This window comes from Romboutsia sp. Marseille-P6047, from assembly GCF_900604535.1.
Taxonomy (GTDB): Bacteria; Bacillota; Clostridia; order Peptostreptococcales; family Peptostreptococcaceae; genus Romboutsia_E.
The window spans coordinates 37044-56770 of record NZ_UWOT01000015.1 but is presented as its reverse complement, the minus strand read 5'-3'; the positions used below and the strand labels follow the sequence as shown (position 1 = coordinate 56770).

Sequence of the window (19727 nt, the reverse complement as noted above, 5' to 3'; positions counted from 1 at the left end):
GAACAAGAGAGTATTCCATTTTGGAATATGTATACAAAAAATATGTCAGGGGTTAGGATAAAGCTACCTTCAGATATGTTTAAAAAATACAAAGTAAATAATATTGGAAGTGAAGGTTATTTTTATAGTTATTTTAAGTTCAATGAAATATTTAGGCAAGATGGCATTATATCTCCAGATTGGACAAATATACTGAATAAATTTGAATATACAGATGATCTAACTTTACTATTTCCTAAATTACTATCAAGTAGTGGAGATGACATAAGTATTAAATTTGGTGAATTAGGTAGATATAAGAGAACTAATTGGTCATTCCAAAAAGAGTGGAGATATATGATTAAAATATTACCTGTAACATTAGAAGAAATGCAGTCAAATAATTACAATAGTTTTTGGAGAAAATTAAAAAGTAATGAAGGTTTAGATATAAATTGTTATTTTTTAAATATAGATGAAGGGAAATTTAAACAAATGGAAATAACATTAGGTCCAAATGTTACAGAGGGTGATAAGATAATAGTTGAATCATTAGTAAGTAAATACAATCCTACAGCAAAGATATTTAATAGTTGTTTGCATAATAAAATAAGAGTTAAATAAAAACGACTTCCCTTGAAGGTGTAATGGAGAACAGTATCATAAATAAGTGAGGTTTTACTGAAATTAGGTTAATGAATAAAGGGAGTTGAGAAGGAGAGGGTTGATAATACTGTCATTTAAGTAAGCCTTTATAGATAGAACTTTAGTGATAAATTATATGTGGAATTGGTATATAAATAATATTAGTAATTTAATGTTAAAAGTGTTAATTTATGAAATTAGCACTTTTATATTTATAATATAATTGAATCTTTATGTTATTATGTATTTATAAAATAAATTCATTTTGATATATATTATATAAAATGGAGGAAAATATAAATGAAAATTAATATATTAATTGTTGAAGATGAAAAAGAAATAAGGGAAGGCGTAAGTGAATATCTATCAGAAGTTGGATATAACGTTATAAGTGCAGAAGATGGAATGCAAGCAATAGAATTATTTAAGAATAGTAAAATTGATTTAGTAATTTTAGATATAATGCTTCCCAAAGCTAACGGATTTGTTGTTTTAAATAAAATTAGACAAGAAAGCAATGTTCCAGTAATTATGTTAACAGCAATGAGTGATGATTATACCCAAATTATGAGTTTTGATGAAAAGGCAGATGATTATATTACAAAGCCATTTTCAATAATAGTTTTACATAAAAGAATAGAAGCACTTCTTAGAAGGGGAGTAAAAGTTAGCGAAAATAAAAAGTGGTTCTATGGAGACATAGAAATTGATTTTGAAGGATACTCAGCAAGAAAGAATGGCGAAAATATAGATTTAAAACCTAAGGAAATAAAATTAATAGAGTTATTATTAAAGTATGAGGGAAAGGTTTTAACAAGAGCACAAATCTTAGATAATTTATGGAGTATTGAAGAATCACCAAATGATAGGGTTATTGATGTATATATTAAAAATATAAGAAAAAAGTTGTTATTAGATTGTATAGTAACAGTTAAGGGAATTGGATATAAATTTGAGGAGCAATGATGAATAAGTTAAAGTTATTTTCAAAAACATATATATTTACCATGGGGATAATAAGTTTAATAATTTTAATTTCAAATGTTTTAATTTATTTAGCATTACCCAAGGTATATGTGAATAATAAACAAAAGGAAGCTGATAAAATTATTGAAGCTTTAATTGAACAAGTAAGTAAATCTGATAATGAGGAATCATTTAAGATAGCAAAGAATTTTGCTGAAAAATATAATATTCAAGTTTTACTTACTATAGGAGATGAAAAAAAGGTATTTCAAGGTTTGGATAAAGTAGATATATATGTTAATGAAGAGGAAGTTACAGAAAACTATTTAATAATTCCTAATTTAAGTGGTGAAAATATTATAGAAAATTTTAATGATGAAAATAGAGAAGTTATAGGTGATGATGGATTCGGTCAATATATTAATATAAATAATTTATCAATAATAAAAAGTAGGGACTTTAAAAAAGGCAATGATGTAAATGGAAGTGCTAAAATAGTAATGGATTTAGAATCATTTACAGAAACAAGAGATGTTATATTAAAAATACTTCCATATTCTATTTTTATAAGCTTGCTTATAGCACTTATTGCATCATATATATATGCAAGAAAAATTACAACTCCAATAAAAGAAATTTGTGATGTTACAAAAAAAATGGAGAATTTAAATAAAGAAGCCTTTTGTAAGGTAGAAACTGAAGATGAAATAGGAATATTAGCAGCTAATGTAAATAGTTTATATGATAATTTATTAAATACAATTGTATCATTGGAAGAGGAAATAAAAAATGTAAGTGAATCTGAAAAAATAAAGGTGGATTTTTTAAGAAGCGCATCACATGAACTTAAGACACCACTAATGAGTATGAATATAATGATTGAAAATATGTTATATGATATAGGAAAATATAAAAATCATTATATATATTTAGAAAAATGTAAGGATATAGTTAGTGAATTAAGTAAAATGGTTCAGGAAATTTTAGATACTTCAAAACTTAATATAATAAATAAAAAAGATGAAAGTGTATTAGATTTAGGTAGTTTAGTTCAAAAGAACATAGAACCATATAAATTAATAGCTAAGTCAAAGAAAATTAATATTAAAGTTAATTTAAAAGAGTCTTTTAATATTAAAGTAGATGAAAAATTATTTACTAAAGTAATTTCTAATATTATTTCTAATGCAGTAAATTATACTGATGAAGGAAAGGAAATAAGAATATATATAAAAGATAAAAAGCTTATTATGGAAAATGATTGTAAGCCAATTGCAGATGAACATTTAGCACATATTTTTGAGGCATTTTATAGAGTTGATTTTGATAGAAATAAGAGTAGTGGGGGAAATGGGTTAGGATTATACATAGTTCAACAAATTTTAAAAATGTATAATTTAGATTATTCTTTTAAATCAATATTAACGGGAATGAGTTTTGAAGTTAATTTTAACAATGAAATAGTTAGAGAATCACAGGGATATTAGACTGTTAATATCCTTATTTTTTATAAAAAATAATATAATTAATAAGATTATTAATGAATTTTATAAATTTAATTTTTTAATTTCATAAATATTTCATATTAGGCTAATAGAATGTACTCAAGTTAATAAACAAGGAGGACATAAATATGAATGTATTTAAGAGATCAATATTATATATAACAAGAAAAAAAATAAAAAGTATTATTATGCTATTTATATTATTTGGAATAGCAACGGCAGTTTTAAGTGGGATTTCAATTAAAAAGGCAGCAAATATAGCAAGACAAGATTCAAACAAGGATATGGCAAATACTTTTGAATTACAAGCTAATCTTGAGAGTAATTTTGAAGGAACAATTCCAGAAAGTTTAATTGATAAGGGCTCAAAGGTAGAAGGTGTTAAGAATTATGATGCAGCAATTCAAGGAGTTGGTTTAGATTTAGAAAATGTAAATTATATAAAACCTGAAAAAAATGTAGTTCAATATAATGATGATTATAAATATGAAAAACTTTTTTCTGTAGAAGCACATAAAAATTCAGAATATGATATTAAGTTTATAAGTAAATCATTAAAGCTTATTGATGGTAGACATATTGTTGCTACTGATAAAAACAAGGTATTAATTCATAAGGCTCTAGCAGAAGCAAATAATTTAAAAGTTGGAGATACTATAAAAGCAACAAAGAGTGCTGTAGATTTTAATGCATCAACTTTATCTAAAGATGATTATGACCTTGAAATCGTAGGTATTTTTGAAAGTGAAAATACTGAAAGAGTTGGACATAAATTAGAAATGTCAGAAAATCTTTTAATTACTGATGTAGATACTATTAAAACTTTATATGGATATTCAGATGGAAATGTAAAATATACAAATGCTACTTTCAATACAGATACTGATGTAGATAAAGTAACATCAAAATTTAAAGATATTTCTGCTGATTGGAATAAGTATACAATAGTAAAAAGTGAAGATACATTTTTAGCTTTATCTAAGTCTTTTGATTCTTTAGATAAGATTATAAATATGGTTTTAATTGGAGCAATAATAGCTGGAATAATAATACTTTCATTAGTGTTAGCATTTTGGATTCAAGGAAGAGTTCATGAAACCGGTATATTACTTTCAATAGGAGTTTCAAAGTTTAATATTATTTCTCAATATATAATTGAATTATTACTTATAAGTATACTAGCTTTTGGAGGATCATATTTATCAAGCAAGGTAATTTCACAAAATATAGGAAATACAATAGTTGCACAAGCAAGTAAGCAAGCGGTTCAAGACGTTAAAAATGGATTTGGAGGACTTTCATTAGGAAATGATGCTAATAGTTCTTTAGCAACTCGTACAGTAGATGAAATAGATGTAAAAGTAGAGTTTGAAGAATTAATTTATGTGTATGTTATAGGAACAGTTATTATTATACTTTCAGTAATGGCATCATCAGCATCAATAATTAGATTAAAACCAAAAGAAATATTATCCAAAATGAGCTAGGAGGAAGATAAATGTCAATTTTAGCATTAAATAAAGTTAATTATTCATATAAAAATGGAAAAAGAGTTTTAAATGATATAAGCATGGAATTTGAAGAAGGAAAATTTTATGCTATTTTAGGGGTTTCTGGTTCAGGAAAAACAACATTATTATCATTACTGGCTGGATTAGATGAACCTAGAAATGGTGAAATATTATATAATAATCAAAATATAAAAGTAAAAGGGTATGAGAATCATAGAAAAAGCAATATTTCATTAATTTTTCAAAATTATAATTTAATTGATTATATGACACCTTTAGAAAATTTAAAGATAGTTAATCCTAAGGCAGATAAGAAAATTTTAAACAATTTAGGATTAACTGATGATGAAGTTAATAGAAACGTATTACAATTATCAGGGGGGCAGCAACAGCGTGTTGCCATTGCAAGAACACTTGTTACAGATTCACCAGTAATATTAGCAGATGAGCCAACAGGAAATTTAGATAGTGATACAGCTGATGAAATTATAGAAATATTAAAAGTAAGTGCACATAAACATGAAAAATGCGTAATAGTGGTTACTCATAGTAAGGAATTAGCTAAAAAAGCGGATGTTGTACTTGTGTTAAAAAATAAAAAACTAATACAGATTAATTAATAAAAATTAATAAGCTTTTATAAGAGGTGGCTTAAGTATGGAAGTAAAACATTTTAAAGATATAAATTTAATAAGTAAAGTATTATATGTTATTTCAATAATTATATTAGTATATACATTATTAACTATATATAATTCACATGTATATATATTATCACTTGTAGCATCAAATAGGATTGTGGTAAGTAAAAGTATATTAATGGTAATAACATATTACATTAATTCATCATTACCATATGCATTTTATTCAATAGCAACATTTTCTATGGGATATATTATCAGTGGATTAAATGTTAAAAAGGAAGTAAAAAAAGATATAAAAAGTGATTTAGAAGACTTTGATAAATTAAATAAAGATGATAATGAATTAGAAGAATTAATAGAATATTTAAAAGATTAACTAGCTGTTAAGGATTAATTTAGAAAACTCTTGATATTCACTTGAGAAAGTTATTATGATGTTAGGGGAATGGGGTAAGATGGTAAAGGATAACAAGCAATTGGATATAAAGTAAGTTTTGAGAAGGAGTATCAGTTAAGGATGCTCCTTCTTCTTTTAGGTTAAGAAATTTTGGAGCAACTATGTTGAATTTGAACATTACTATATAGAATAATATGGGGATGTAGCTCGTAATTAAATTATAATTTTAAAAGTATATTAGAAAAGGAGAAAAGTAATGAGCAAGTTTACAACCTCACTTAACACCGATACGGAGAACCGTATCACAAATAAATGATACGGTTTTTTTTAGAATAATAACAAAGTTTAGTTATAACAAATGTTAAAAATTATAAACTTTAATTTAATAAACTAATTAGTGTTTATAATATAGAATTAAAAATAAATATGTAAGGACGTGTTAAAATGAATACTCAAAAATATGATAAAGATAATCCTAAATTGGTTAATTCAATGGTATGTGCAATAGACATACTTGGATTTTCGCAAATGATAATAGATTCATGTAGAGATGGATATGGAGATGAGTTATTAAAAGATATTAACTATCTTATAAATAAGAATAAGCAATGTATAATTCCAAATAAATATAGCAAAGGTAATATAAAAATATACACTGATAATATGATAATAGGATACCCTATAAAAGATGATGGAGAAGCCGAATTAAATGAAATTCTGGATAATGTATCAGAATATCAGTTTAATCTATCATTAGAAGGACTTTTTGTTAGAGGTGGTGTAAGTGTTGGTGAGTTTTATATAAATGAAGACATTGTATTTGGTCCAGCTCTTTTAGATGCGCATAACACAGAGAGTAAGCTTGCATGTTATCCAAGAATTATACTAGATGATAAAACTGTAAAAAGATTAAAGAAATATATAAATTATTATGATGTAGCACCACAGTACAATAAAATACTTATAGATAGTGATGGGCAATGGTTTTTAAATTATTTAAATACTATATTTAAATATTATAGAGAATGTAATAATGAATATGAATTTGAGAGAATACAATTAGAACTATTACTTAGACATAAAGATAAAATTGAAGAAATGTTAAATATTCATAGAAAGAATATAAGAGTATGGGATAAATATGTATGGACAGCTAATTACCATAATTATTTTTGTGATCTGAATTTTCCAGATGAAAAGCAATTAAAAATATCAAGAAAGAGTTTACTTTCATGGCCAAGTCAAGTTTTAAGTGATGACTTATAAAATATTAAGTAGTCTATTGAATGGTATTTTGTATGATAGAATAAAAATATATTTAAGAAGAAGGAGTCATTATGGCTAAAGCAAGAAAAATGCTTGGAAAAGCAGATTCACCCTACATTGTTTCTCTTATGAGATTAATAGAAACACAAAGTAAAAAAACGATTGTAAAATGGTGTAATGAATATGCGAAAGATTATATTTTACCTATTTATGAAAACGAGTATCCTAATGATACTCGTTTAAGAATGGTATTGGACGCTTCTAATCAATGGTTATAAGGAAATATAAAATTAACAGAAGCAAGAAAAATTATTAAGGAGGCTCAAATAGTTGCAAGGGAAGTAGAGGAAAATCCAGCTGCACAAGCTGCAGCTAGAGCAATAGGATCAGCGACAACAGCAATTAATAATGTTACAAGTTCTTTAGGACTTGCATTTTATGGTTGTGCAGCAATAGCATACTAATCCATAGGTGTTAATGGAACGATAGAAATTTATGATGAAATAGCAGAAAAAGAGTGTAAAAAAATGGAGGATGCTTTACATAAAATTGCTATAATAGGTGAGACTAATCCAGCAAAAATAAAGTGGAACTGCTAGATATAAGTGTGCATCATTTTGACAAAATTAAATAAATGATATAATATAAACTTGAAAATTAGTCTGAAAGTTATGTTTATTAAATAAATTACAAAAATATAAATATAGTTAAATCTAAAAAATAAGGTCAAGGAGTTGAAAAATTTGATATTATATGAGAAAAAAGAAAAAGAAAATAGTAAGGATTATGCTTACAGAGTATTAAAAGATAATATTATGACTTTAAATTTAAAACCAGGTGAATTACTAAGTGAAGCTGATTTATCTGAAAAGCTTGGAATATCTAGAACACCAATAAGAGAAGTATTAATGAGACTAAAAAATGAACATTTAATAGAAGTAAAGCCTCAAACAGGAACATATATATCATTAATAGATATTAATATGGTTGAACAAGCTTTATTCATGAGATATACACTAGAAAAAGAAGTATTAAAAGAAGCATGCAATGGACTAAGTGAAGATATTATAATTGAGTTAGAAAAAAATTTATTTGCTCAAAAATTAATAAGCAATAAATCTAATTCAGCAATTGAATTCCATAAGTTAGATAAAGAATTCCATGAGTTATTATTTAGAGGAACTAATAAAGGTGATATATGGGATTGCATATTAAATATGAGCACTCATTATAATAGAATGAGATTATTAATTGAATTAAAAAATGATAAAAAGAAAAATATAGAAGATCATGAAAGGTATTTAAATTTAATTAAAAATAAATCAATGGACGGAATTGATGAAATTATAACATCTCACATCAAAGATTCTACCCAGGACTGGTTAGCTATTGCACAAGAAAATGATTTAATAAAGTATTTAAAAAGCAGTAATTAGTTATAAATTTTAAATGTAAAAATAGAGGAGGTTAATGGATTATATTTCATTGTCCTTTTTTTATTTTTATAGATAAAAATATTTGGGAAAAAGCTTGCATAATTTTGTTATGTATGCTAGTATACAAGTATGAATAACTTGCATATAATATATATAAACTTGGGAGGCAAAATATGAAATTACCATTTAATGTTGATTTAAAAAATAAAGTAGCAGTAGTAACAGGGGGAACAGGAGTACTATGTGGAGCTATGGCTGATGCTTTAGCTGAATGTGGAGCTAAAGTAGCGATACTTGCATTAAACCAAGATGTATGCAATGCCAAAGCTGAAGAAATAAAAGCTAAAGGCGGAATTGCTATAGGTATAGAAACAAATGTATTAAATAAAGAAAGCATAAAAAATGCTCATGAAATAATATTAAAAGAATTCGGTCCATGTGACATATTAATAAATGGAGCTGGTGGAAACCATCCAAAAGGAACTACAACTAATGAATACTTATTACCAGAAGATTTAAATAATGAAGAATTAACTACTTTCTTTGATTTAGATCCAGAAGGTGTAAATTTTGTATTTAACTTAAACTTCTTAGGAACATTACTTCCATCACAAGAGTTTTCAAAAGACATGATAAATAGAGAAGGTGCAACAATAATAAATATATCATCAATGAATGCTTATACACCTCTTACAAAAATACCTGCATATTCAGGAGCTAAGGCTGCAGTAAGTAACTTTACTCAATGGTTAGCAGTACATATGTCAAAGGTTGGAATAAGAGTAAATGCAATAGCGCCAGGATTCTTTGTAACAGCACAAAATGAGAGATTATTATTCAACGAAGATGGAACTCCAACACCAAGAAGTGAGAAAATATTAAATAGCACTCCAATGGGAAGATTTGGAGAAGCAGAAGAACTATTAGGTACTTTATTATACTTAGTAGATAGTAAAGCATCAGGATTTGTTAATGGAGTATGCATACCAGTTGATGGCGCATTCTCAGCTTATTCTGGAGTTTAATCTTTACGATATAGGGGGCATATATTATTATGTTAAACAAAATAAAAGAAGAAGGTATAGTAGCTGTAATAAGAGCTAAAGACCATGAAGAAGCTATTGGATATATAAATGCTTGTGTAAATGGTGGTGTAAAAGCTATAGAACTTACTTATACAATACCAAATGTAGTTGAGCTAATAAAAAATGTTAGTGAAAACTATAATGATGTATTGGTTGGTGTAGGTAGTGTATTAAATAGAAAAATGGCAAAAGATGCTATAGAAGCAGGCGCAAGTTATGTTGTAAGCCCTGGGTTTTCTGATGAAGTAAATAGTGTTTGTAATGAAATGAATACATTATATTTACCAGGGTGTATGACAGTAACAGAAGTTATGAATGCATTAGATAAAGGAAATAAGATGATTAAGTTATTTCCAGGGGAGGTTTTTGGACCTAAATATGTTAAAGCATTAAAAGCTCCAATACCTCATGTTGAAGTTATGCCAACAGGTGGTGTATCTATAGATAATATAGAACAATGGTTTGAAATGGGAGTTTCTTGTGTAGGAGTAGGAAGTTCACTATTAGGAGCAGGCTCTTTAGATGATATAGAAAATTTAGCTAAAGAGTTTAAATCTAAAATTGCACAAATTAGAAAATAATCAAAATAATAAAGTGCTAGCCTTTGGAGAAGTTATGCTTAGACTTACTCCTACAAACTTCCAAAGGGTTATACAAGCACAAGAGTTTGATGCAACTTATGCTGGGGGAGAAGCTAATGTTGTTTGTAGTTTAAGTATGTTTGGGCATAATACAAAGTTAGTTACAAAATTACCAGATAATGCTTTGGGGGATAAAGTAATAAGGTCTATGAGTAGTTTTGGTGTTGACACAAAAGATGTTTTAAGAGGAGAAGGAAGACTTGGTATATATTTCTTAGAGCAAGGTTTTGGGGTTAGAAACTCTAATGTAATATATGACAGACAATATTCTTCTATATCATTAGCAAAGAAAGAAGAGTTTAACTTTGATAATATTTTAAATGGTGTCAAAATGCTACATATATCAGGGATAACACCGGCTTTAAGCTCTAATTTGTATGAAATATCTGTTGAGCTTATAAAAACTGCTAAAGAAAAAGGTATACTAGTATCATATGATTCTAATTATAGATCAAAACTTTGGTCTTTAGAGGAAGCTAGAAGTTTTATGCTAGAGATACTACCTTTTGTTGACATAGCATTTTTAGGAATATTAGACTTTATAAATATATTAAAGTATGACGTAATAGAAGAAGAAACTTTTGAATCAAAATTAAAAGATTTATACAGTGAACTATTTAAGCAATATCCAAATATAAAGTTTGCATCATGTACAAAGAGAACTGTGAAATCAGTTAATAATAATTTATTACAAGGATTTTTCTTTGACGGCAAGACGTTAAGTGCATCAAGAGTACATGATATTGACATATTAGATAGAGTCGGTGGAGGAGATGCATATACAGCTGGAATCTTACATGGAATTTTAACTAATATGAATAGCAATGAAATTGTTGAGTTTGGAACTTGTGCAGGCGCTTTAAAACATAGTATAAAGGGCGATATAAATATGGTGGATTTAGAGCAAGTACAGGCTCTTATGAATAGTGGAATTGAAAACATAAATAGATAAATATAAAGGAATATATATATATAATTAGGAGGAATAGTATCTATGGAAATGACATTTAGATGGTATGGACAAGATGACCCTGTTAAAATAGAGTACATACGTCAAATACCAGGAATGAAAGGCATTGTAACGGCTATATATGATATACCAGTAGGTGAAGTATGGCCTTTAGAGAGAATATTAGAGTTAAAGAAAACGGTTGAAAATGCAGGATTAGAACTTTCTGTAATAGAAAGTGTTCCAGTACATGAAGATATAAAGTTAGGATTACCAACTAGAGATAAATATATAGAAAACTATTGTCAAACTATAAGAAACTTAAGTAAAGCAGGAATAAAAACTATATGCTACAACTTCATGCCAGTATTTGACTGGACTCGTTCTGATTTAGAATATGAGTTAGAAGATGGTTCAACTTGTTTAATATATGATGAAGAACAGGTTGCTAAAATGGACCCAGCATTAGGGGAATTAGAATTACCAGGATGGGATACTTCATATGGTGAAGGCGGATTAGGTGCATTACTTGATCAATATAAAGATATTGATGAAGAAAAACTTTGGGAAAACTTAGAGTACTTCATAAAAGGAATAATGCCAACAGCGGAAGAAGAAGAAGTTAAAATGGCTATACATCCAGATGATCCACCATGGTCAATATTTGGACTACCAAGAATAATAACAAATACAGAAAACTTAGATAGATTCTTAGACTTATATGATAGTTACTACAATGGGGTTACTTTATGTACAGGATCTTTTGGTGCAAGTAAAACTAATGATGTAGTTGAAATGATAAAACATTTTGGACAAGAAAGAAATAGAATACATTTTGCTCATTTAAGAAATGTTAAAATAACAGGAGAAAGCAGCTTTAATGAAGTTGCTCACTTATCAGAAGAAGGATCATTAGATTTCTATGAAATAGTTAAGGCTTACTGTGACTATAATTTTGATGGACCATTCAGACCAGATCATGGAAGAATGATATGGGGTGAAACTGGAAGACCAGGATATGGTTTATATGATAGAGCTTTAGGAGCTGTATATATAAATGGTATTAAAGAAGCTATAAATAAAGGCAAAAAATAATAATAATTAATAAAAGCTCTTGTTTTAGCAAGGGCTTTTATTTTAAATAATATTTTATGAGGAGTAGTAAAATGAGAAAATTCATGGACGATAATTTCTTACTATCAACAGATACAGCAATAAATTTATATCATAATCATGCTAAAAATATGCCTATATGTGACTATCATTGTCACTTAAATCCAAAAGAGATAGCAGAAGATAAGAGGTATAACAATATAACTGAAATTTGGCTAGGTGGCGACCATTATAAATGGAGAACCATGAGAAGTTTTGGTATAGAAGAGAAATATATCACTGGAGATGCTAGTGACTATGAAAAGTTTGAAGCTTTTGCAAAGGTTATGCCATATTTAATAGGAAATCCAATGTATCACTGGTCTCATCTAGAGCTGAAAAGATATTTTGGAATAGAAGAAACATTAAGTCCAAAGACTTGTAAACTTATATGGGATAAATGTAATAAAATAATAAATAGTGATGAATTTAGTGCAAGAGCTATGATAAAAAAATCTAATGTTAAGTATATAGGAACAACAGATGACCCAATAGATAATCTTGAATATCATATTCAGATATCAAAAGATAAAAGCTTTGAATGTGAAGTTAGGCCAAGTTTTAGACCTGATAGAGTTCTGAAAATACAATTAGAAGGATTTTCTGAATATATAAGCTTATTAGGAAAGACAGAAAACATAGATATAAATGATTATGAAACTTTATTAAAAGTACTAGAAAAAAGATTAGATTTCTTTGTTGAAAATGGGTGTAAAATAACTGATCATTCTTTAGAGAGAGTTTACTTTAGAGAAGCTACAGCTGAAGAAGTTAATGATATATTAAAAAAGGCTTTAGCTAACGAAGAACTATCTAAAGAAGAGATAGAAAAATACTTTACATTAACTATGATAAGTTTAGCAAGAATGTATAGTAAACGTAATATGGTAATGCAGTTACATATAGGAGCACTTAGAAATAATAACACTAGAATGTTTAAAAAGTTAGGTGCGGATGTAGGATTTGATAGTATAGATGATGGAGAAATAGCAACAGGTTTATCTAGATTATTAGATGCATTAGATATGACATATGAACTTCCAAAGACTATATTATATTGTTTAAACCCAAAAGATAATGAAGTTTTAGGAACTATGATTGGTAATTTCCAAGGCGGAGGAGTTTCTGGAAAAATTCAATTTGGTTCTGGATGGTGGTTTAACGATCAAAAGGATGGTATGGAAAGACAAATGATGGCTTTATCTCAACTGGGTCTTATAAGCCAATTTGTGGGTATGCTTACAGACTCAAGAAGCTTTTTATCGTATACTAGACATGAATACTTTAGAAGAATTTTATGTAATTACATAGGATGTTTAGTAGATAATGGCGAATACCCTAATGATATGGAAATATTAGGTGAAATTATAGAAAATATATGTTATAACAATATAGAAAAATATTTAAAGAATTAAATATAAATATATTTATTTAAAAAGATATATTACTTTGATAAGGGTAGAGTAATATATAAAAAGTCTTGGCATAATAAAATGGCCAAGACTTTTTATATGAAGAGTTTAATTATAATGTATAAAATTTTCTCTAATTAAATAAGTTATGAATAAAAGAATAGTATCTCTTATTTGAGTATAGGTATATATATGTGCAGATTTCTTTATAAAAGTAATCATCTTTCATTACAAAAAAGACTATATATAAAAGTAGGTAAAATATAAAGATATGTAAGGAAGGGATTACTATGAAAAACTTAGAGTTTAATATTACAAAAAGAGATGAGAAAGTAAATAAAGTTAGACATGATGGAGAAATTCCATGTATACTTTATGGACAGAATTTAGATAAATCAATATCAGCTAAAATAACTAAAAGAGAAATGATAAATATACTAAACTATACAGACAGTTCTATTCTAAATCTAAACTTAAATGGGGATATAAAAAAGTGTGTAATTAAAGAGTTACAAAGAGATCCTTTTGGAAATATAATACATATAGATTTCCAATGTATAAAAAAGGGTGAGACCATAAAATTAAAAGTACCAGTTAATTTTATAGGTCAAGAAGGATTAGAATCAAGACGATTGTTAATAGAAGATTTTATTTCGGAGATACCATTACAAGGAGAAGCAAGTGAAATACCACAAAATATAGAAATAAATGTATCTGAGTTAGAATACGGTGATCAAATACTAGTTAAAGATATAAATATACCTAAGAGTGTAAAAGCAGATATTAATGAGGAATTAATGATTGCTAAAATTGGTTCAGTTAATACAAATGAAGGTGAAAAATCAGAAAAAGACGAAGATGCAAATATATATAATTTTTAATATATAACATAAAATATAGTTAGCAGGATAGTTTGTCAATCTTATGAGAATATGATATTATAAATACCTGTAAAAGAATTAAAAATGACAACGATGAACGGAGGAAATGCAATTATGAATTTACCAAATTGTCCAAAATGTAACTCAGAATACACTTATGAAGATGGAAGTCTTTTAGTATGTCCAGAATGTGCACATGAATGGAACCCTTCAGCATCAGAAGCTGAGGAAACAAGTGTTATAAAGGATGCAAATGGAAACATATTAAATGATGGAGATGCTGTAACAGTAATAAAAGACCTTAAAGTAAAAGGAAGTTCTTCATCTATAAAAATTGGAACAAAAGTAAAAAGTATACGTTTAATACCAGATGCTGCTGATGGACATGATATAGAATGTAAAATAGATGGTTTCGGAGCTATGAAACTAAAATCTTCAGTTGTTAAAAAAGCTTAATAAATTGAAAAAAAGATGGAAATGGATTATCATAACCATCTTTTTTATTTTATAAGATAAAGAATGAAGCTGCAATTATTAGATATACAGCTAAAAGCTGAATCCCCTCTAACCAATTAGATTCACCATCATGAGAAACTCTATTTGCTATTACTACTGAGGCTATTAGTGCAACTAATTCAAATTCATTAAATACAATGCTCATAGGGGTAAATATTAATCTTAAAAATATTAATATAGGCGCCACGAATAATATTATTTGTAAACTAGACCCAATAGCGATTTCTAAAGCAACATCCATTTTATCTTTTCTAGCCATAACTATAGCCGTACTATGTTCAGCGGCATTTCCTATTATAGGTATTAAAATTATACCTACAAAAAACTCACTCCATCCTAAACTAGCTGTTATAGGTTCAATACCATTTACTAAGAATTCACTTTCAACTGCTATTAAAACAGTTGATATAACTAGTATAAATATAGATTTTTTTAGTGCCCATTTAGATGATTCACTATCTTTTTCTTCATTGATATATATATCTTTATGAGTGTTAAATGAAAATAGTAAGCTTAAAGCGTATATAATAATCATTACAATAGCAACAAAAATACTTAAACCTTCATATCTAGTATTTAATAAACTTGGATCAACTGTATGTGTAAATATAGCTGGAATACACAATCCGAGAACTGCAAATAATAACATACTTGAAGTAACTTCAGTTACCTTTTGATTAAATTTTTGTGTTTTATATTTTAATCCACCAGCTAACATACTAGCACCGATTACTAATAATATGTTTCCTATAACAGCTCCAGCAATAGATGATTTAACGACTTCAAATAAACCTTCTTTAAGAGCGAAAAATGAGATTATAAGTTCGGTTGCATTGCCAAATGTACCATTTAAAAAACCACCTATTTTAGGTCCTGAGTAAAATGAAATTTCTTCTGTGCCTTCACCCATAAGACCTGCAAGTGGAATTATAGATAGGCATGATAATAAGAACATTATAGAGCCAGATGCATTCATAAATTTAGCTATAAAGCTTATAGGTATAAATATAAGCATATACTTTAAAATTCTCATAAATTACCTCCTTATAAGAATAACCTTATAATTAGGTTGTCCCTAGGTAAGATAAATTATGAGAAGTTATTAAATATAAAGAGCTATACTAGTTGAGATTTAAATTAGAAGTTGAATCATTTTTAGGTTTTGATGAGCTAATGCTATTTAAGATCATACCTAATACTATTATAGCTAAACCTATAAGGCCATTTAGTGTAGGAATACTACCACCAAGCATAAATACCTCTCCTAATATAGCAAAAATAACTTCTCCAGACTGTGTAGCTTCAATAATTGCCAATTGAGAAGAATTATTTTTAACTAGTTCTGTAGCCTTAAAAAATAATATTGTAGCAATTACACCAGAAAAAATAGCAACTATCATAGATTGTATAATTTGACTATAACTAGGAAAACCAACATAGGAATAAGCAAAAGATGAAATTATTATCCAAAATGGCATACTACATAAGGTCATACCAAAGACTCTTTCTGTAGTAGTTAGAGAATTATTACATATAGACATCATTTTTCTATTTCCTAATGGATAAGCAAATGCTGCCATTAAAATTGGAATTATTGACAATAAAACCTGATTTAGATTAACATATGTAGCTTGTTCATATTGAATTAAAAATACTCCTAACAGTATAATACAAGACATTAGTAAACTCTTGATAGGAATTTTTTGTTTAAATAGAGGTGTCAATAATATACCTGCAATTATAGTTATTTGCCAGCAACCAGCAACTAGCCAAGATTGACCGTAAGACGAAGCAAATGTAAGTGGAACATAAAATAATCCGAATCCTATTGTACTCCAAATTAACCAATATGAAGTGTCGTTTTTAATTGAATTTAAGACCCTATGAATTCCTTTTTGTTTTAGTACGATAATATATAATACTGGTAACATAAATATGTATCTTAGTGATGAACTCCACATCCAGTTTCCTACAGAAATATTCATGCTACTGTTGAGTATGAATGTAAAAGCAAAGAATATTGAAGAAACTATTCCATAAATTAATGCTTTTTTCATTTATATCCTCCTTAAAATTTAATTAAATTATAGTATAATATGTATAATTTTATTATACGATTCAGCTTAATATTGTACATTATAAAATACAAAAGTGCAATATAACGCACAAAGGCAAGGGAGGATTTATGGAAGAATTAAACTCAATAATTAGTGCTAATTTATATAAAATAAGAAACGAAAGAAATTTAAGCTTAGATGAAGTATCTTCAATTACAGGAGTTAGTAAATCTATGTTAGGTCAAATTGAACGTGGAAAGTCTAATCCAACTATATCAACATTATGGAAAATATCAACAGGATTGAAAGTCCCATTTTCATCATTTATGGAAAAAAATAAAGCTAAGTATGAAATAGTAAATTATAAAAATATAAAACCTATATCAGAAGAGAATGGAAATATGAAAATTTATACGATTTTTCCATTTGATATAAATAATAAGTTTGAAATTTTAAATATAGAATTAGAAGAAGGATGTGTTCACAAATCATCTAATCATATTGATGGAGTAGAAGAGTACGTTATTGTAAATGATGGTGATTTAGAAATTAAACTTGGTTGTGATTATATAATATTGAACAAAGGGAAAGCAGTAAGATTTTTTGCAAATATAAACCACATGTATACTAATATTGGAAAAGGTAAATGTAAGTTTCAAAATATAATTGTATATACAAGGTAGTGTATTTATGTGTATGGTTATAAATAAATTTATAATAAAATATATAGAAAAATGTTTATAGTCTAAAAAATAAGGATAAATATAATATTGAAATAATTTATACTTAGGAGGATTTCAAAATGAAGGCATTTGTAGATAAAGACATATGTATAGGATGTGGAGCATGTACAGGTATATGCCCAGATGTATTTGATATGGATGATGATGGTTTAGCAGTTGCTATAGAAGGTGAACTAAATTCAGAATTACAAGATTTAGCTGTTGATGCTCAAGATAGTTGTCCTGTTTCTGCTATAACTGTTGAATAATAATTTAATAAATAATTTAACAAAAAATATCTTAGAGTTTCATATGAAAACCTAAGATATTTTTTAGAATAGAAATAGAGAATAATAGGAATGATTTAGAATAGATGTGAAATATATAATTTTAAATAAAGATATTTTATTAAAATAAAGAGGTAAATGCTATGGATATATTTACAATAGGACATTCAAATTACTCAATTGATAAGCTTATAGACATGCTTAAATTTTATAATATAAATTGCGTTGTAGATATAAGAGGAACACCCTATTCTAAGTATAATATTCAATATAATAAAGATAATATAAAAAATACTTTAATTAAGTCTGGGTATGTGTATATTTACATGGCAAAAGAGTTTGCAGCTAAAAGAGAAAATAAAATATCATATAATAAAGAAGGTTATTCAGATTTTGAAAAGGTTGTAAAAGAAGAAGATTTTATTAATGGAATTAAGAGATTAAAAAATGGATGTAAAAAAGGTTATAGGATAGTTCTTTTAGGTGCAATGCAAGACCCTATAAGATGCCATAGATCGATTTTACTTGGAAGAGAACTTGAAAAGCATGGTTTTAAAATAAATCATATATTAGATGATTACACTATAAAAAATCAAAGATATATAGAAGAAAGAATATTAGATAAGTATTTTGAAAATAGACATCAAATAACAATAGAGAATTTAATTGGACCATCACTTTCTAGAGAAGAAATGATAGATGAAGCATATAGAATGGCTAATAAAGATATTGGATATAGGATAGAACATATAGGCGAGTAATTATACTCGCCTTTTATAATTTATTTTATCTTTTCTTTATCCCAAATAAATAGTCTTTCAGAATTATTTAAAGCACCAAAAATATTTTTTTTAGAACCAGGAATTTCTTTATTTAAATTTGATATAAGTTCTTTAATATCTTGTCTATTAGTTTTACCGTCTGCAGGACAAGGGTTTTTTATAATTGGATAATTAAAGTCTTTTGCAGCTTTTTTAGTCATATATTCATCTATATAAACCATAGGTCTTATTATTGTTAAATCTTGTCTGTCCATATGTGTTTTTGGAGAAAAGCAATTTACTCTTCCCTCATATAACATAGACAATAAAAATGTTTCAATTGCATCATCTTTATGATGACCTAATGCAACCTTGTTACATCCTAATTTTTTTGCATTATCATTTAAGGCTCCACGTCTTAAATTTGCACATAAAGAACATGGATTTTTTTCTTTTCTTATATCAAATACAATTTCCTTTATATCTGTTTGTACCTCATAAAATGGTATATCTAAATCCTCACATAATTTATATAAAGGTGAATTATCCACTCCTCCAGGATTTAAAGTAATTGCGATTAATTCAAATTTTTCTGGTGAAAATCTTTGGTAATTTTTTAATATATGAAGTAATGTAAGGCTATCTTTTCCGCCTGATAAACCAACAGCGATTTTATCATTCTCTTGTATCATATTAAAATCTTTTATTGCTTGACGTGCTTTGCTAAGTAACTTTTGCATATATGTCTTCCTCCTTTTTAGAAAGTAAAATCTAAACGATGCAAATATTATAACAAAATTAAATAATATGAACAATTAGAATGAATTTTTAAAAAATTAAAATATTTACATTGGATATAAAGTGATATATAATTCATGTAAACTGAATATTTTAACGTCTAAAGAAATACTTTAG

General features: G+C 27.0%; 21 protein-coding genes and 1 pseudogene. 19 read left to right on the top strand and 3 right to left on the bottom strand.

Annotated elements, in window-relative coordinates:
- Nucleotides 1–27: 27 nt before the first annotated feature.
- From EIH23_RS13455 to EIH23_RS13380, 16 genes and pseudogenes are all read left to right on the top strand, one after another.
- The gene (locus EIH23_RS13455; protein ID WP_122640930.1) at nucleotides 28–603 is read left to right on the top strand and encodes a hypothetical protein; all 576 of its coding nucleotides are present in this window, start codon (nucleotides 28–30) and stop codon (nucleotides 601–603) included.
- Between the two features lie 327 nt (nucleotides 604–930).
- Nucleotides 931–1590, top strand: a complete 660-nt coding sequence (locus EIH23_RS13450; RefSeq protein WP_206425659.1) for a response regulator transcription factor — start codon at nucleotides 931–933, stop codon at nucleotides 1588–1590.
- Nucleotides 1590–3077, top strand: coding sequence for a sensor histidine kinase (locus EIH23_RS13445; protein WP_164489082.1), 1488 nt, complete (start codon nucleotides 1590–1592; stop codon nucleotides 3075–3077). The genes EIH23_RS13450 and EIH23_RS13445 overlap by 1 nt, the downstream gene beginning before the upstream one ends.
- A gap of 146 nt (nucleotides 3078–3223) precedes the next feature.
- A complete protein-coding gene (locus tag EIH23_RS13440; protein ID WP_122640925.1) occupies nucleotides 3224–4582 on the top strand; it encodes an FtsX-like permease family protein in 1359 nt (452 codons plus the stop codon).
- Between the two features lie 11 nt (nucleotides 4583–4593).
- The gene (locus EIH23_RS13435) at nucleotides 4594–5226 is read left to right on the top strand and encodes an ABC transporter ATP-binding protein (protein ID WP_122640923.1); all 633 of its coding nucleotides are present in this window, start codon (nucleotides 4594–4596) and stop codon (nucleotides 5224–5226) included.
- Nucleotides 5227–5263: 37 nt separating this feature from the next.
- Nucleotides 5264–5626 (top strand): hypothetical protein, encoded by a 363-nt coding sequence (locus EIH23_RS13430; RefSeq protein ID WP_122640922.1) that lies wholly within the window; start codon nucleotides 5264–5266, stop codon nucleotides 5624–5626.
- A gap of 465 nt (nucleotides 5627–6091) precedes the next feature.
- On the top strand, nucleotides 6092–6913 hold the full coding sequence (locus tag EIH23_RS13425) for a hypothetical protein (protein WP_122640920.1): 822 nt from the start codon (nucleotides 6092–6094) through the stop codon (nucleotides 6911–6913).
- 71 nt (nucleotides 6914–6984) lie between these two features.
- Nucleotides 6985–7377, top strand: a pseudogene (locus tag EIH23_RS17035) (putative immunity protein).
- A 279-nt stretch (nucleotides 7378–7656) separates the two neighbouring features.
- The gene (locus EIH23_RS13415; RefSeq protein WP_122640918.1) at nucleotides 7657–8349 is read left to right on the top strand and encodes a GntR family transcriptional regulator; all 693 of its coding nucleotides are present in this window, start codon (nucleotides 7657–7659) and stop codon (nucleotides 8347–8349) included.
- A 173-nt stretch (nucleotides 8350–8522) separates the two neighbouring features.
- Nucleotides 8523–9374, top strand: a complete 852-nt coding sequence (locus EIH23_RS13410) for an SDR family oxidoreductase (RefSeq protein WP_122640916.1) — start codon at nucleotides 8523–8525, stop codon at nucleotides 9372–9374.
- Between the two features lie 29 nt (nucleotides 9375–9403).
- A complete protein-coding gene (locus EIH23_RS13405) occupies nucleotides 9404–10015 on the top strand; it encodes a bifunctional 4-hydroxy-2-oxoglutarate aldolase/2-dehydro-3-deoxy-phosphogluconate aldolase (RefSeq protein ID WP_207734782.1) in 612 nt (203 codons plus the stop codon).
- The gene (locus tag EIH23_RS13400; RefSeq protein ID WP_122640912.1) at nucleotides 9996–11027 is read left to right on the top strand and encodes a sugar kinase; all 1032 of its coding nucleotides are present in this window, start codon (nucleotides 9996–9998) and stop codon (nucleotides 11025–11027) included. The genes EIH23_RS13405 and EIH23_RS13400 overlap by 20 nt, the downstream gene beginning before the upstream one ends.
- 42 nt (nucleotides 11028–11069) lie before the next feature.
- Nucleotides 11070–12119 carry a mannonate dehydratase gene (gene uxuA, locus EIH23_RS13395; protein ID WP_122640910.1) on the top strand — a complete coding sequence of 350 codons (1050 nt, stop codon included), beginning with the start codon at nucleotides 11070–11072 and terminating at the stop codon, nucleotides 12117–12119.
- 71 nt (nucleotides 12120–12190) lie between these two features.
- The gene (uxaC, locus tag EIH23_RS13390; RefSeq protein ID WP_122640908.1) at nucleotides 12191–13591 is read left to right on the top strand and encodes a glucuronate isomerase; all 1401 of its coding nucleotides are present in this window, start codon (nucleotides 12191–12193) and stop codon (nucleotides 13589–13591) included.
- A 287-nt stretch (nucleotides 13592–13878) separates the two neighbouring features.
- A complete protein-coding gene (locus EIH23_RS13385) occupies nucleotides 13879–14469 on the top strand; it encodes a 50S ribosomal protein L25 (protein ID WP_122640907.1) in 591 nt (196 codons plus the stop codon).
- A gap of 111 nt (nucleotides 14470–14580) precedes the next feature.
- Nucleotides 14581–14925, top strand: a complete 345-nt coding sequence (locus tag EIH23_RS13380; protein WP_122640965.1) for a zinc ribbon domain-containing protein YjdM — start codon at nucleotides 14581–14583, stop codon at nucleotides 14923–14925.
- 49 nt (nucleotides 14926–14974) lie between these two features.
- Here EIH23_RS13380 and cax read toward each other — a convergent pair whose 3' ends face one another.
- Nucleotides 14975–16018: a calcium/proton exchanger gene (gene cax, locus EIH23_RS13375; protein ID WP_122640905.1), complete on the bottom strand. Its 1044-nt coding sequence runs from the start codon at nucleotides 16016–16018 to the stop codon at nucleotides 14975–14977.
- A gap of 88 nt (nucleotides 16019–16106) precedes the next feature.
- On the bottom strand, nucleotides 16107–17042 hold the full coding sequence (locus tag EIH23_RS13370; RefSeq protein ID WP_122640903.1) for a DMT family transporter: 936 nt from the start codon (nucleotides 17040–17042) through the stop codon (nucleotides 16107–16109).
- A gap of 128 nt (nucleotides 17043–17170) precedes the next feature.
- Here EIH23_RS13370 and EIH23_RS13365 point away from each other — a divergent pair, with 128 nt between their 5' ends.
- The 3 genes from EIH23_RS13365 (at nucleotide 17171) to EIH23_RS13355 (ending at nucleotide 18812) form a co-directional block, all read left to right on the top strand.
- Complete coding sequence (locus EIH23_RS13365) at nucleotides 17171–17725, top strand: helix-turn-helix domain-containing protein (protein WP_122640901.1); 555 nt, start codon at nucleotides 17171–17173, stop codon at nucleotides 17723–17725.
- Between the two features lie 119 nt (nucleotides 17726–17844).
- Entirely contained in the window at nucleotides 17845–18033 is a 189-nt protein-coding gene (locus EIH23_RS13360; RefSeq protein WP_122640899.1) for a ferredoxin, read from the top strand.
- 161 nt (nucleotides 18034–18194) lie between these two features.
- A complete protein-coding gene (locus EIH23_RS13355) occupies nucleotides 18195–18812 on the top strand; it encodes a DUF488 domain-containing protein (RefSeq protein WP_122640898.1) in 618 nt (205 codons plus the stop codon).
- A gap of 20 nt (nucleotides 18813–18832) precedes the next feature.
- Here the strand turns inward: EIH23_RS13355 and EIH23_RS13350 are convergent, their stop codons facing one another.
- Nucleotides 18833–19552, bottom strand: coding sequence for a tRNA 2-thiocytidine biosynthesis TtcA family protein (locus tag EIH23_RS13350; protein WP_122640896.1), 720 nt, complete (start codon nucleotides 19550–19552; stop codon nucleotides 18833–18835).
- Nucleotides 19553–19727 lie beyond the last annotated feature (175 nt).

Excerpts from the sequence above, each read along its gene's own strand:
- EIH23_RS13350 (WP_122640896.1), bottom strand. The coding sequence starts at position 19,552 with ATGCAAAAGTTACTTAGCAAAGCACGTCAAGCAATAAAAGATTTTAAT.
- EIH23_RS13455 (WP_122640930.1), top strand. The coding sequence starts at position 28 with ATGTATACAAAAAATATGTCAGGGGTTAGGATAAAGCTACCTTCAGAT.
- EIH23_RS13440 (WP_122640925.1), top strand. The coding sequence starts at position 3,224 with ATGAATGTATTTAAGAGATCAATATTATATATAACAAGAAAAAAAATA.
- EIH23_RS13410 (WP_122640916.1), top strand. The coding sequence starts at position 8,523 with ATGAAATTACCATTTAATGTTGATTTAAAAAATAAAGTAGCAGTAGTA.
- EIH23_RS13435 (WP_122640923.1), top strand. The coding sequence starts at position 4,594 with ATGTCAATTTTAGCATTAAATAAAGTTAATTATTCATATAAAAATGGA.
- EIH23_RS13365 (WP_122640901.1), top strand. The coding sequence starts at position 17,171 with ATGGAAGAATTAAACTCAATAATTAGTGCTAATTTATATAAAATAAGA.
- EIH23_RS13360 (WP_122640899.1), top strand. The coding sequence starts at position 17,845 with ATGAAGGCATTTGTAGATAAAGACATATGTATAGGATGTGGAGCATGT.
- EIH23_RS13405 (WP_207734782.1), top strand. The coding sequence starts at position 9,404 with ATGTTAAACAAAATAAAAGAAGAAGGTATAGTAGCTGTAATAAGAGCT.
- EIH23_RS13445 (WP_164489082.1), top strand. The coding sequence starts at position 1,590 with ATGAATAAGTTAAAGTTATTTTCAAAAACATATATATTTACCATGGGG.
- uxuA (WP_122640910.1), top strand. The coding sequence starts at position 11,070 with ATGGAAATGACATTTAGATGGTATGGACAAGATGACCCTGTTAAAATA.
- EIH23_RS13355 (WP_122640898.1), top strand. The coding sequence starts at position 18,195 with ATGGATATATTTACAATAGGACATTCAAATTACTCAATTGATAAGCTT.
- cax (WP_122640905.1), bottom strand. The coding sequence starts at position 16,018 with ATGAGAATTTTAAAGTATATGCTTATATTTATACCTATAAGCTTTATA.
- EIH23_RS13430 (WP_122640922.1), top strand. The coding sequence starts at position 5,264 with ATGGAAGTAAAACATTTTAAAGATATAAATTTAATAAGTAAAGTATTA.
- EIH23_RS13370 (WP_122640903.1), bottom strand. The coding sequence starts at position 17,042 with ATGAAAAAAGCATTAATTTATGGAATAGTTTCTTCAATATTCTTTGCT.
- EIH23_RS13385 (WP_122640907.1), top strand. The coding sequence starts at position 13,879 with ATGAAAAACTTAGAGTTTAATATTACAAAAAGAGATGAGAAAGTAAAT.
- EIH23_RS13425 (WP_122640920.1), top strand. The coding sequence starts at position 6,092 with ATGAATACTCAAAAATATGATAAAGATAATCCTAAATTGGTTAATTCA.
- uxaC (WP_122640908.1), top strand. The coding sequence starts at position 12,191 with ATGAGAAAATTCATGGACGATAATTTCTTACTATCAACAGATACAGCA.